At 44.5% G+C, this 13,335-nt stretch carries 15 protein-coding genes; all 15 read left to right on the forward strand.

Annotated elements, in window-relative coordinates; genetic code table 11:
• Positions 1-2: 2 nt before the first annotated feature.
• Positions 3-632: an alpha/beta hydrolase gene (locus tag AB1F57_RS07390; RefSeq protein ID WP_174851711.1), complete on the forward strand. Its 630-nt coding sequence runs from the start codon at positions 3-5 to the stop codon at positions 630-632.
• Between the two features lie 194 nt (positions 633-826).
• Positions 827-1,231 carry a hypothetical protein gene (locus AB1F57_RS07395; RefSeq protein WP_167785517.1) on the forward strand — a complete coding sequence of 135 codons (405 nt, stop codon included), beginning with the start codon at positions 827-829 and terminating at the stop codon, positions 1,229-1,231.
• A gap of 47 nt (positions 1,232-1,278) precedes the next feature.
• Positions 1,279-1,494: a type II toxin-antitoxin system RelB family antitoxin gene (gene relB / locus AB1F57_RS07400; RefSeq protein WP_105111980.1), complete on the forward strand. Its 216-nt coding sequence runs from the start codon at positions 1,279-1,281 to the stop codon at positions 1,492-1,494.
• Entirely contained in the window at positions 1,491-1,754 is a 264-nt protein-coding gene (locus AB1F57_RS07405) for a type II toxin-antitoxin system RelE/ParE family toxin (protein WP_105137424.1), read from the forward strand. The genes relB and AB1F57_RS07405 overlap by 4 nt, the downstream gene beginning before the upstream one ends.
• Positions 1,755-1,821: 67 nt before the next feature.
• The gene (locus tag AB1F57_RS07410) at positions 1,822-2,883 is read left to right on the forward strand and encodes an aminotransferase class I/II-fold pyridoxal phosphate-dependent enzyme (protein WP_367985554.1); all 1,062 of its coding nucleotides are present in this window, start codon (positions 1,822-1,824) and stop codon (positions 2,881-2,883) included.
• A gap of 108 nt (positions 2,884-2,991) precedes the next feature.
• Positions 2,992-3,735, forward strand: a complete 744-nt coding sequence (locus AB1F57_RS07415) for a DeoR/GlpR family DNA-binding transcription regulator (RefSeq protein ID WP_167785519.1) — start codon at positions 2,992-2,994, stop codon at positions 3,733-3,735.
• Positions 3,732-4,643: a 1-phosphofructokinase gene (gene pfkB / locus AB1F57_RS07420; RefSeq protein ID WP_367985555.1), complete on the forward strand. Its 912-nt coding sequence runs from the start codon at positions 3,732-3,734 to the stop codon at positions 4,641-4,643. The genes AB1F57_RS07415 and pfkB overlap by 4 nt, the downstream gene beginning before the upstream one ends.
• On the forward strand, positions 4,640-6,595 hold the full coding sequence (locus tag AB1F57_RS07425) for a fructose-specific PTS transporter subunit EIIC (protein WP_367985556.1): 1,956 nt from the start codon (positions 4,640-4,642) through the stop codon (positions 6,593-6,595). Before pfkB ends, AB1F57_RS07425 begins: the two co-directional genes overlap by 4 nt.
• A 95-nt stretch (positions 6,596-6,690) precedes the next feature.
• Positions 6,691-7,065 (forward strand): DUF1149 family protein, encoded by a 375-nt coding sequence (locus tag AB1F57_RS07430; protein ID WP_167785522.1) that lies wholly within the window; start codon positions 6,691-6,693, stop codon positions 7,063-7,065.
• Positions 7,066-7,917 carry a DegV family protein gene (locus AB1F57_RS07435; RefSeq protein WP_105138684.1) on the forward strand — a complete coding sequence of 284 codons (852 nt, stop codon included), beginning with the start codon at positions 7,066-7,068 and terminating at the stop codon, positions 7,915-7,917.
• Between the two features lie 8 nt (positions 7,918-7,925).
• On the forward strand, positions 7,926-8,693 hold the full coding sequence (gene dapB / locus AB1F57_RS07440; RefSeq protein WP_167785523.1) for a 4-hydroxy-tetrahydrodipicolinate reductase: 768 nt from the start codon (positions 7,926-7,928) through the stop codon (positions 8,691-8,693).
• The gene (locus tag AB1F57_RS07445) at positions 8,690-9,901 is read left to right on the forward strand and encodes a CCA tRNA nucleotidyltransferase (RefSeq protein WP_367985557.1); all 1,212 of its coding nucleotides are present in this window, start codon (positions 8,690-8,692) and stop codon (positions 9,899-9,901) included. Before dapB ends, AB1F57_RS07445 begins: the two co-directional genes overlap by 4 nt.
• Complete coding sequence (locus tag AB1F57_RS07450; protein ID WP_174853291.1) at positions 9,894-11,762, forward strand: ABC-F family ATP-binding cassette domain-containing protein; 1,869 nt, start codon at positions 9,894-9,896, stop codon at positions 11,760-11,762. Before AB1F57_RS07445 ends, AB1F57_RS07450 begins: the two co-directional genes overlap by 8 nt.
• 1 nt (position 11,763) lies before the next feature.
• Positions 11,764-12,099 carry a hypothetical protein gene (locus AB1F57_RS07455; protein ID WP_170239277.1) on the forward strand — a complete coding sequence of 112 codons (336 nt, stop codon included), beginning with the start codon at positions 11,764-11,766 and terminating at the stop codon, positions 12,097-12,099.
• Between the two features lie 84 nt (positions 12,100-12,183).
• The gene (locus AB1F57_RS07460) at positions 12,184-13,143 is read left to right on the forward strand and encodes an ROK family glucokinase (RefSeq protein WP_105138701.1); all 960 of its coding nucleotides are present in this window, start codon (positions 12,184-12,186) and stop codon (positions 13,141-13,143) included.
• Positions 13,144-13,335: the final 192 nt, after the last annotated feature.

Below are 13,335 nucleotides of genomic sequence, written 5' to 3' on the forward strand. Positions count from 1 at the left end.
ACATGGAGCTGGTAGCTTCCGTCCGCAATCTGGCCAAGGAAGAGCAGCTGCTCACCGCAGGTTTTTCAAAAGCCATCTTAGAAAAAACGGTCGTCTGCAAACTCAAGAGACTTTCACCTTGCAATCCAAAGGTCAGAGGTATCATCGGCATGACCTTTTTAGACCATAAATCTCAGCTGGTTAGAGACAAGGCAATCAGTCATATCTTGACCGGACGCATTGAGGTACCTGCCATAACTCTAGGTAAGGCTCTAGGATTAGGCAGTACGCAGTTACCGATGACCTTGGTTTCTAAAATGTCTGCTCTTGTCAACGACAAAGAATTACTGGCAATCTTTTTGCAAGTCAAAACCTCAGCGGGCAACCCAGCCTCTATCAACTTCCTACAGTCCTACATGAATTATGTTCCCGAGATCAGTCCGCAGGATTTTGATATTGCGCCTATTTTGCTCACTCAGCCTGATGCAGACAAGTGGACACCTTATGAATTAGGTCGTCCTATTTTGAATCACATTTCTACAGTTCCTGTTGAAGTCGTTCATTTGCCAAACTGCAGTCACTATCCAGTGGAAAATAAGGCACTTCGCGTCATGAATGACAGTATTGACCGATTTATTAAAGCTCATTTGTAAGCATCTCACCCTCTCAATAACTTTGGGAGGTTTTTGATTAACGCGGCAAATATGCGATCAAAAATTAGGTGATTGGTTTCTGAATGAGCAGTGGCGGAGTTGTTGGTTGCATCTTTGGGCTAGATTTATCAGGAAAAAACTTGCAAAAAAACTCTCTCATAGTAGAATATCCCTAGAAAGTGAGGTGACTTCCTATGTCAATTTCAGATCCAATATCAAACGCTCTAATCTTATCGCTGTCTCTATTGGATTTTGGTTGCTGGATTTTACGCCATATTCCCTGGGAGAAGTGCGAGGACATCACCCTATCGACATCAAAACAATCTCTTGTGTTCAAACGACAGTATTTGATTACGATAGGAAAAATATCGATTGCTGTAGTGACGAATTTTAGTAGCTTAGGCATTTTTTCATGGGCTTTGCCAAGTCAGCTGGGCTGGCTAAGGTTTCCCTATTTAGGATTTTTGCTGGTTGTACTTCTAGCAAATTTGCGTCTAAAATACGCCAAAAGGCCTCAAAACAAGTCGATGAGAGGAGAAGCCCAAAGGCTAGCTTCTCTTTTTATAGATGAAATATCTCAGAGGCCATGCTTTTCTTGACTTTCTATCCTGAATTGAATACAATGTATTATAAAGGAGGTCAGGTGATGACTACTATGACGTTACGGATTAACGATGAGGATTCTAAATTGATTAAGAATTATATCCAGTTGCATGGACTGACGATTTCAGAGTTTGCGCGTCAGGCTATGTTGGAGAGGATCGAGGATGAATATGATTTGGCTGTTCTTCGTCAGGCTATGGCAGAGGATGACGGAGTTCGTATTTCGCATGAGGAGTTAATGGCGGAGTTTGGGCTATGATCTATAAGTTAACCTATACTTCAAAGGCCGTAAAACAACTGAAGAAATTAGATGCTTTTACTCGAAAATCAATCTTGACTTGGATTGATAATAACATTGCACATACCGACAACCCACGTCTGCATGGCAAGGAATTGACAGCTAATCGGTCAGGAGAATGGCGTTATCGTGTAGGAAATTATCGGATTTTGGCAAATATTTACGATGATGAAATTGTCATTGAAGTGTTCGTCATCGGTCACCGCAGAGATAGTTATTAGCATCCGTGTCGAAGGAAGTTTTTCTTGAGTTCAAACCAATCAACCCAAAACAAATTCAGGAGCAAGCATGACAGTATTTAGAGATGATTTACAAGATTTAGAACCCTATAAATTACCGGGGCAGGCAGTTCACAATCTGGGCGACAATGAAAACCGCCTGATTGACTGGACTTTTTTGTTGGAGGAAAGTTTGGAGCAATTGAAAGCGGGCGAATTGTCTTTTTACGGTGACAATCGCTACGCAGAATTGATTGAAATCTATGCCAATTATCTCGGTGTCCAGCCCCAACAAGTGACAGCAGGAGTCGGGTCGGATTTTCTGGTGCATATGATTATTATCGGCGCCCTCAAGCACGATGAGGTCTTTTTGACCATCAATCCAGACTTTTTCATGTACGAGGTCTATAATCAGATACATGGTAGTCAGTTTGTCTCTTACGATCTGCCACAAAACAAGCAAACCTTTGTTCTCAAGGCGGATGATTTGCTGGACTATGCCAAATCAGTCAAGGCCAAGATGATCATGTTTTCCAATCCTAATAATCCCTCTTCAGTCGCTTTTGACTCAGTCCAAGTCGAGAAAATTATCGCCCAATTCGATGGTCTGGTCGTTATTGATGAGGCCTATATCGAGTTTGCGGACAGCAGTAGTTTTGTAGAGAAAATCAACCAGTATGACAATCTGATTGTCCTGCGAACCCTGTCCAAGGCCTTTGGACTAGCTGGCATCCGGCTTGGATTTGCGGTAGCTCAGGAGCAGTTGATTGTTGAGCTGGACAAGATTATTCCGCCCTATAGTTTGTCCAATGTCACGGCGAAAATCGGCACACTAGCCTTGGCTCATAGGGATTTGGTTATTGAAAAAATAGCAGAGCTGAAAGCTATACGCACTGCGTTTATCGAGTTCTTGCAGGCCATTCCTGATTGCCGTGTTTTACCTAGCCAAGCTAATTTTGTGACCTTTTCTGCGCCTTGGAGCAAGGAATTGTACGAATTCGCCCTTACCAAAGACTGGAATTTCAAATATTATTCCGAAGGCGTCCTTGCCAATCACATTCGTATGGCTATCGGACGACCAGAAGAAATGGATGCAATGAAGAAAATGATAAAAGAAGTGGCAGGAATTTAATTTCCTGCTGTTTTTAGATATTTTTTGAAAGAATTTGACAGAAAATGATTGACAATGAAATTTTTTGGTGTATAATAGGTTTTGTAAGCGATTGCAGGAGGTGGTGACATGCTCAAATCGGAACGCAAACAAGTGATTCTTGAGAAGATAAAGGAAGAACAGTTTGTCCGTCTGGAAGAATTGGTCGACATCTTGAACACTTCAGAATCAACGGTGCGTAGGGATTTGGATGATTTAGAGGCAGCAGGAAAACTTCGTCGTGTCCACGGTGGTGCAGAGGTGCCAGCCAATCTGCAACTGGAAGAAAGCATACATGAAAAATCTGTCAAAAACGTTCAAGAAAAACGACAGGTTGCTGAAAAAGCAGCAGAGCAGATTGTTTCAGGGGATGTGATTTTTCTGGATGCAGGCACCACGACAGGGCTTTTGATTGATTTGCTGGACCAAGAAAACCTGACAGTCGTGACAAACTCCATTCATCACGCCGTTCGACTGGTTGAAAAGCAGATTAAAACTATTATCATTGGTGGAAATGTCAAAAGTTCGACCGATGCATCAATTGGTGCAGTGGCTTTAGAACAACTGCGACAGCTTAATTTTGACAAGGCCTTTTTGGGAATGAACGGGATTGATAAGGATTTCTTGACAACGCCTGACATCGAAGAGGCGACCATAAAACGGACAGTCTTGGACAATGCCAAGGAAAGTTTTGTCCTGGCTGATGCCTCCAAAATTGGTCAATTTTCCTTTGTCAAGGTTGCTGCAGTCGAAAAAGCCTCCATTATCTGTCAATCCAGCGACAGCCATGTGTTGGATATTATCAAAGAAAAAACGAGGGTAATAGAAGTATGATATATACGGTTACGCTCAACCCAGCCATTGACTATATCATTCGTCTTGACCATGTCGAGACGGGTAGTGTCAATCGTATGGAGAGTGATGATAAGTATGCTGGTGGTAAGGGAATTAACGTCAGTCGCATCTTGAAGCGATTGGAACATTCCAACACCGCTACAGGTTTTCTCGGTGGTTTTACTGGCCAATTCATCAAGGATAGCTTGGTAGCCGAGGGTATTGATACGGATTTTATTCAAGTTGACCAAGATACCCGCATAAATGTAAAAATCAAGGCGGACCAAGAGACAGAAATCAACGGCTTGGGTCCGATTGTAACAGAGGCGCAACTAGCCGAATTAGAAATGATTTTGGCAGGTCTGACAGCCAATGACACGGTCGTGTTTGCAGGTTCTGCGCCAGCTAGTCTAGGCAATCAGGTTTACAATCGTTTGATTCCTGTCGCAAAACAAGCAGGAGCGCAGGTCGTTTGTGATTTCGAAGGACAAACCTTGTTGGATTGCTTGGCCTACCAACCGCTCTTGGTCAAACCCAACAACCATGAGTTGGAAGCTATTTTTAATGTAGAACTCAATGGAATTGAGGACATTGAAACCTATGCCAAGAAAATCTTGGATATGGGCGCCCAGAACGTCATCATTTCCATGGCAAGCGATGGTGCGCTCTTGGTGACGCCTGAGGCGACTTATTTTGCCAAACCCATCAAAGGAACCGTCAAAAACTCTGTCGGTGCTGGTGATTCGATGGTGGCAGGATTTACAGGTGAATACGTCCATTCTCAAGACCCAATTGAAGCCCTAAAATGGGGAGTTGCTTGCGGTACAGCAACAGCCTTTTCAGATGATTTGGCAAGTATCGCATTTATCAAGGAAACTTATGAAAAAGTCGAGGTAGAAAAACGATGAAAATTCAAGACCTTCTAAGAAAAGAAGTGATGTTGCTAGATTTGCAAGCAACAGAAAAAGTAGCAGTCATTGATGAAATGATTACAAGCCTTGTTGACAAGGGATTTGTGACTGATTTTGAGACTTTCAAAACAGGTATTCTCAACCGCGAAGCGCAAACCACAACTGGTTTGGGTGATGGCATCGCAATGCCACATGCTAAGAATGCTGCTGTAAAAGAAGCAACTGTCCTCTTTGCTAAATCAAATAAGGGTGTTGACTATGCAAGTCTTGATGGTCAACCAACTGACTTGTTCTTCATGATTGCAGCTCCAGAAGGTGCCAACGACACGCACTTGGCAGCCCTTGCTGAATTGTCTAAATACTTGATGAAAGCTGGTTTTGCTGATAGACTTCGTGCGGCAACAAATCCAGAAGAAGTGATTGCAGTATTCGATACAGCTGAAGCCGCTGACAAGGCGATTGAAGAAGTTGCTACAGCTCCAAGTGGTGACCGTCCATTTATCGTTGCCGTTACAGCATGTACAACTGGTATTGCTCACACTTACATGGCCGAAGAAGCTCTCAAAAAACAAGCGGCGGAAATGGGCGTAGACATTAAGGTTGAGACCAACGGTGCGTCAGGTATCGGCAACAAATTGACAGCTGACGATATTGCCAAAGCTGCCGGTGTCATAATTGCAGCAGACAAGGCCGTTGAAATGCCACGCTTTAACGGAAAACCATTGGTATCCCGTCCAGTCGCAGCTGGTATCAAACAAGCAGAAGAATTGATTAACACCATTTTGGACGGAAAAGCATCAACTTACACAGCGGCAGAAGGTGCCGTTGCAGAAGAAACAGCTGAAAAACTCAGCCTTGGTAAAGCCTTCTACAAACACTTGATGAGCGGTGTTTCTCAAATGTTGCCATTCGTCATCGGTGGTGGTATCTTGATTGCCTTGGCCTTCTTGTTTGACAATCTACTTGGTGTACCAAGTGACCAACTCGGCAATCTTGGTTCTTACAATGAAATCGCCTCAATGTTCATGAAGATTGGTCAAGCGGCCTTTGGCTTCATGTTGCCACTTTTGGCTGGTTTCATTGCCTACTCTATCGCTGAAAAACCAGGTTTGGTAGCTGGTTTCGTAGCGGGTGCTATTGCTGGAAACGGTCTTGCTTTCGGTAAAATCCCTTATGCAGCTGGTGGTGAAGAAACCCTTGCCCTTGCTGGTGTATCATCTGGTTTCTTGGGTGCGCTTGTCGGTGGTTTCCTTGCTGGTGGTGTAGTTCTTAAACTTCGCAATGCTTTGCGTAATATGCCAAAATCACTCCAAGGTTTGAATGCAATCTTGCTCTTGCCACTTTTGGGAACAGCAATTACTGGTTTCTTGATGTTCTTAGTGAATATCCCAATGGCAGCAATCAACACTGGTATGAACAACTTCCTTGCTGGTCTTGAAGGTAGCTCTGCTATTCTCCTCGGCCTTGTCCTCGGTGGTATGATGGCTGTCGATATGGGTGGACCAATTAACAAGGCAGCCTATGTCTTTGGTACAGGTACGCTTGCAGCAACCGTTGCGAACGGTGGTTCTGTCGCAATGGCAGCCGTTATGGCAGGTGGTATGGTTCCGCCTTTGGCAGTATTCGTTGCTACCTTGCTTTACAAAAATAAATTTACTCAAGAAGAGCGCAATTCAGGTTTGACTAACATCGTTATGGGGCTTTCATTCATCACTGAAGGTGCGATTCCGTTTGGTGCTGCTGACCCAGCTCGTGCAATTCCAAGCTTTATCGCAGGTTCTGCCCTTGCAGGTGCCTTGGTTGGTTTGTCAGGCATCCAATTGATGGCTCCACACGGTGGTATCTTCGTCATTGCTCTTACATCTAATCCACTTTTATACCTTGCTTATGTTGCAATCGGTGCAGTAGTTTCAGGTGTCCTTTACGGAGCACTACGTCAACCTAAATAAGAATATAAAAACCTTGTCTGTTGGCAAGGTTTTTTAGCTATTTCACAAGGTTTATGGTATAATGTGAGTATTATTGTTTAAGAGGAGTCTTGAAAATGAAAATCATTCGCGATAAAGAATTTGTCAACCAGTATCACTTTGATGCTCGCAACAAAGAATTGGAAAAAGAGCATGGTGAGCCAAAAACTGGCTTGAAAGTTGATTTTCAATTGGTCAATAGGGACGAAGAAGCACAGCGGACAACCATGGTTGTTATCTTGCGCTTTATGATTGTCTTGAATCATCATGTGATTTCTGGTGCCTTTAGCCAAGGTGTCCATGTGGACGGTCGCATTATCAATGAACCAACCGAATTTACTGAAGATGAGAAAAAAGAGTTGGTATCTCCTCTCTTGGACATGCTGAAACGCATGACCTACGATGTTACTGAAATAGCCTACGATGCCCCAGGTATCAATTTGGAGTTCTAAATGAAATTAGCAATTATTACGGATTCGTCGGCCGTCTTGCAGCCGACGACGCTTGCAAACAAAGATGTATTTGTTTTGCCTATTCCGGTCACCATTGATGAGGAATCCTTTGTCGAAGGACAAAATCTGACTGCCGAAGAATTTTATCAAAAAATGGCAGCCTCCGAGGATTTGCCAAAAACCAGCCAACCCAGTCTCTTGGAGTTGGAAGAAATTTTGACAGCCCTGCAAGCCAATGGCTACACGCATGCAGTCGGTCTCTTTCTCTCATCAGGGATTTCTGGATTTTACCAAAATATCCAATATCTGGCAGATGAATTTGAGGGGCTGACAATCGCCTTTCCAGATAGCAAAATCACGTCAGCTCCACTGGGTATGATGGTGGAAAATGTATTGAAATGGGCAGCAGCCGGTCAGTCTTTTGAGGAAATCTGTGCCAAACTGGATCAACAAATTGCCCAAACGTCTGCCTTTATCATGGTGGACGACCTGGATCATTTGGTCAAGGGTGGTCGCTTGTCCAACGCAGCAGCCATTCTCGGCAACCTTCTCAGTATCAAGCCGATTTTGTATTTTACGGATGAAGGGAAAATCGAAGTCTACGAGAAAGTTCGGACGGAGAAAAAGGCTGTCAAACGTCTCTTGGAAATTCTTAAAGAAAAAACAGCCGACGGCAATTACCAGCTGGCCATTATTCATGCCAACTGCCCAGAAAAGGCAGATAGTTTCAAAGAACAGTTGGAGCAGGCTGGTGTGACTAGTCAGTTGCCAATCGTGTCATTTGGTTCCGTTATCGGGACGCATTTGGGTGAAGGGGCCATTGCTTTCGGTATTTCGCCCATTATCGAATAGGAGTTTACATGACAATTAAGGTAATTATTGCAGGTTTTAAGGGAAAAATGGGCTCAACAGCGGTTGAGATGGTCAAGGGAGACGCAGACCTTAGTCTAGCTGCCTTGGTAGACCCATTTGCCACTGAGACAGAAGTGGACGGCGTGCCAGTTTTTAAGACAAAAGAAGAAGTTGCAGAGCTAGATGCTGATGTCTGGGTGGATTTCACCACGCCAAAATTTGCCTATGAAAACACACGCTTTGCTTTGGAGAATGGCTTTGCGCCAGTAGTTGGAACGACTGGATTTACACCGAAAGAAATCGACGAACTGACTGCACTTTCTGCTGAAAAAGGCTTGGGTGGCTTGATCGCGCCAAACTTTGCTATCGGGGCTATCTTGCTCATGCAATTCGCAGCACAGGCTGCCAAGTATTTCCCTAATCTGGAAATCATCGAATTGCATCATGACAAGAAAAAGGATGCACCAAGTGGAACAGCTATTAAGACTGCCGAGTTGATTTCGCAAGTCCGTCAGGCGCAGCCACAGGGTGCAGCCGATGAAGACGAGTTGATTACCGGAGCTCGTGGTGCAGAATTTGATGGATTCCGTATTCATTCTGTTCGCTTGCCAGGTCTGGTTGCCCACCAAGAAGTGATTTTCGGTGCCCAGGGAGAAGGATTGACTATTCGTCATGATTCTTATGACCGTGTCTCCTTCATGAGCGGTGTCAATCTCGGTATCAAAGAGGTTGTCAAACGCCAGCAACTTGTATATGGTTTGGAACATTTATTATGAAATTAACACATCTGCCTTCTGAATTTCAGGAGGCTTTGCCGATTTTAGAGAAAATTAAGGCCGCAGGTTTTGAGGCCTATTTTGTGGGCGGATCGGTCCGCGATGCCATTTTGAGAAGAACCATTCACGATGTGGACATTGCAACATCCAGCTATCCGCAGGAGACCAAAGCAATCTTCCCACGGACCATTGATGTGGGGATTGAACATGGAACGGTCTTGGTTCTGGAAGGGCATAAGGAGTACGAAATTACGACCTTTCGGACGGAGGAGGATTACGTGGACTTCCGCCGGCCTAGCCAGGTTTCTTTTGTCCGTTCACTAGAAGAAGACCTCAGACGCCGTGATTTTACAGTCAATGCCTTTGCCTTGGATGAACATGCTCAGGTCATCGACTTGTTTTCTGGACTAGAAGATTTGGAGCAGAAGCGTTTGCGAGCGGTAGGAATCCCTGCAGAGCGATTCAATGAAGATGCCCTGCGAATCATGCGTGGTTTTAGATTTGCAGCTAGTCTGAACTTCGAGATTGAACCAGAAACATTTGAGGCCATGCAGGCAACAGCACCGCTCTTGGACAAAATTTCTGTTGAGCGCATTTTTATCGAATTTGATAAATTGCTGACGGCACCCCATTGGCGCAAGGGGCTGCAGGCTATGATTGATTCCAAAGCCTTTGATTTTTTACCAGATTTGGCTGGAAAAGGGCAGGAATTGAAGAAAATGCTATCTAGCTTGCAGGCAGATTTCATCTTTGAAACTTCTGAACAGGCCTGGGCCATGCTCTTTGTCTGTCTGAAAGTGGACAACATCAAGTCCTTCCTCAAAAAATGGAAAACCAGCAATGAATTTCAACGGACGGTCGTGCAATTGGTGGAAATTTATCAGCACCGCCAGACAGGACCAGTGACCAAGCAGATGGCCTACGAATACGGTAGGACAATGATTGAACTGGTCGAAAACCTGCGTCAGGCTCTGGGGCTCTCGGTTGATTTTGAAGAGATTGCTCAACTCGATAAGGACTTGATTATCCATGAACGACATGAGATTGTTGTGAATGGTGGCATGATTATGAAGAATCTAGCTATCAAGCCTGGTCCTCTCTTGGGTCAGGTCCTAAATGCAGTGGAGTATGAGATTGTCGAGGGGAATTTGGCCAACAGAGAAGAGGACATTATGGCTTTTGTAAAGGAGTTTTTAAGCAATGAGTGATTTTATCGTTGAAAATTTGACTAAGTCTGTCGGCGACAAGACCGTCTTTTCAAAGATTTCCTTTATCATCCACCCAGGCGACCGCATTGGGATTATAGGGGTCAATGGCACTGGTAAAACAACGCTCTTGGATGTGATTTCAGGCAAGCTTGGTTTCGATGGAGATATTTCACCCTTTACCAGTAAGAATGATTTTCAGATGGCCTATCTGACCCAGGAGCCTGATTTTGATGAGAGCAATACCGTTCTGGACACGGTATTGTCATCCGATTTGCGAGAAATCCAGCTTATTCGCCAATACGAGCAGCTCATGGCAAATTATGACGATAAGAGTCAGGCTCAACTTGAAAAAGTCATGGCAGAGATGGATGCCCTCAATGCTTGGGAAATCGAAAGTCAAGTCAAGACGGTTCTGTCAAAATTAGGATTACAGGATGTGACCAGCAAGGTGGCGGATTTATCTGGCGGCCTGCGTCGCCGTGTACAGCTGGCTCAGGTTCTTCTGGGAAATGACGACCTCCTACTTTTGGATGAGCCGACCAACCACCTGGATATTGAGACCATTGAGTGGTTGACGACCTTTTTGAAAAACACCAAAAAGTCTGTCCTCTTTATCACCCATGACCGCTATTTCTTGGACAATATTGCCACACGCATCTTTGAATTGGACAAGGCCGGTTTGACCGAGTATCAGGGGAATTACCAGGACTATGTTCGATTAAAAGCGGAGCAGGACGAGCGGGATGCAGCTCTCCGTCACAAGAAAGAACAGCTCTACAAGCAGGAGTTGACCTGGATGCGGAGACAGCCCCAGGCTCGTGCCACCAAGCAACAAGCCCGTATCAATCGTTTCCATGACCTCAAGAACCAGGTTCATCAAACTATTGATGACTCAAGTCTTGAAATCAATTTTGAAACCAGCCGAATCGGTAAAAAGGTTATTCAGTTTGAGCAGGTCAGCTTTTCTTATCCTGGAAAGCCGATTCTACAGGATTTTAGCCTGCTAATCCAAAACAAGGACCGTATCGGCATCGTCGGTGATAATGGTAAGGGCAAATCCACCCTGCTCAATCTGATTGCAGGCGACTTGCAGGCTGATGCAGGCAAGGTAGACATCGGAGAAACGGTTCGTATCGGTTATTTTTCTCAAGATATTCGTGGATTAGACGAGAGCAAGCGGGTCATCAATTTATTGCAGGAAGTGGCAGAAGAAGCCAAGACCACATCGGGCATGGTGTCTATTGCTGAACTTTTGGAGCAGTTCCTCTTTCCGCGTAATACCCACGGTACACTGATTGAAAAATTGTCTGGTGGGGAGAAAAAGCGGCTCTATCTGCTGAAAATCCTTCTGGAACGGCCTAATGTCTTGCTTCTGGACGAGCCGACAAACGACTTAGACATAGCGACTTTGACAGTCTTGGAGCATTTCTTGCAAGGTTTTGCTGGTCCTGTCATCACCGTCAGCCACGATCGTTATTTCTTGGACAAGGTTGCTAATAAAATCCTTGCTTTTGAAGACGGTGGTATCCAGACCTTCTTTGGAAACTACACGGACTATCTGGATGAAAAGGCCTTTTTGGCTTCCAGCTCTGCTATTTCTTTGGAAAAACCAAAGGAGAAAATCGAGAAGGTCAGAGAGAACAAGAAGCGGATGTCCTATTTTGAGAAGCAGGAGTGGGCAACCATTGAGGATGAGATTGCTGGTTTGGAGGAGCGGATCGAAGCCATTGAGGCGGAAATGTTGACCTGTGGCAGTGATTTTACCAAATTGTCGGACCTGCAGAAGGAGCTGGACCAGAAAAATGAGCAGCTCTTGGAGAAGTACGAGCGCTTTGAGTATTTGAGTGAGATGGAGGGCTAGGATGAAAACTCTTATCATAGGCTACATGGCCCTTTACCTACTGGTCACATTGGTTTCAGCCCTTTATAGCTTTCTGAAAACCAAAAAGATGAACCTGCTGCGGCTGAGTTTGACATTTTTGGCAATGCTTGTGCTGGCAGTAACCCTTTATTATTACAGTCAAAGCTACCATGCCTTCCAGATGATTGGTTTTGCCCTTGGTTTTACCTTTATTTCTACGCTTTTTCTCTTCAATGGGACCAAGGAAGGAACTAATTTTATAGCTGCTATGTTGCTGAGTGTTGGGCGCTTTGTTCTCCATATTCAATTTCTAGTTCTGATTTATCTTTTTAGATAAATTGTCCGTACAAGTTGTTTGAAAGGGCTTTACGAAAAGGTTTGCATTGTGGTATAATAGAGAAAATGAAGTGAGGTAATGATTATGTCAAAGAAAATTATCGGTATTGACCTTGGCGGTACATCTGTCAAATTGGCTATTTTAACGACTGCTGGCGAAATCCAGGAAAAATGGTCCATCAAGACCAACATTTTGGATGAGGGCAGCCATATCGTTCCGGATATTATCGAGAGTATCAAAGATCATTTTGAGAGCCACAATCTGACCAAGGATGATTTCTTGGGAATTGGTATGGGTTCTCCTGGCGTGGTCGATAGCAAAGCTGGTACTGTGATTGGTGCCTATAACCTCAACTGGAAGACCTTGCAGCTGGTCCGTGAACAGTTTGAGACAGCACTTGGTTTGCCTTTCTTTATTGACAATGATGCCAACGTAGCAGCTCTGGGTGAGCAGTGGGTCGGTGCCGGCGAGAATAATCCTGACGTGGTCTTCATGACGCTGGGAACTGGTGTCGGTGGTGGCGTTGTTGCTGCTGGAAATCTGATTCGCGGATCACGCGGTGCAGGTGGCGAACTTGGCCATTTGACGGTTGATTTTGAAGATCCTATCATGTGTACATGTGGTAAGCCAGGTTGCCTGGAGACGGTTGCCTCAGCGACAGGTATTGTCAATTTGACTCGCCGTTATGCAGCCCAGTATGCTGGTGATTCTGAGTTGAAGAAACTCATTGATGATGGTCAAGATGTGACAGCTAAGGATGTCTTTGACTTAGCAAAAACAGGTGATGACCTAGCTCAGATTGTCTACCGCAACTTTGCTCGCTATCTAGGAACAGCTTGCTCCAACATTGCAGCGACGCTAAACCCAGCTTACATTGTCATCGGTGGTGGTGTATCAGCTGCAGGCGATTTCCTGTTGGACGGTGTTCGCAAGGTCTTTGAAGAGACAGTCTTCCCACCGATTAAGGAATCAACTAAGTTGGCTCTTGCAACACTTGGTAATGATGCCGGGGTTATTGGTGCAGCGTCATTGGTTTTGAAATAAATTTGGAAAGCAGGGGTATCTCTGCTTTTTTTATATTACTCCTTTCAAAAATTCAATACAGCTAAATGATTGAAGAAGGTGAAGGATCGATTGTATATACATTCTTTATTTGCAAATATTGATGTTTAATGATATAATGGTGTATAAACATAATGGTGTATAAACGCTATCATGATTCGTATGTTTATGGGA

Source organism: Streptococcus nasisuis, from assembly GCF_040836615.1.
In the GTDB taxonomy this organism is placed as follows: Bacteria; Bacillota; Bacilli; order Lactobacillales; family Streptococcaceae; genus Streptococcus; species Streptococcus suis_V.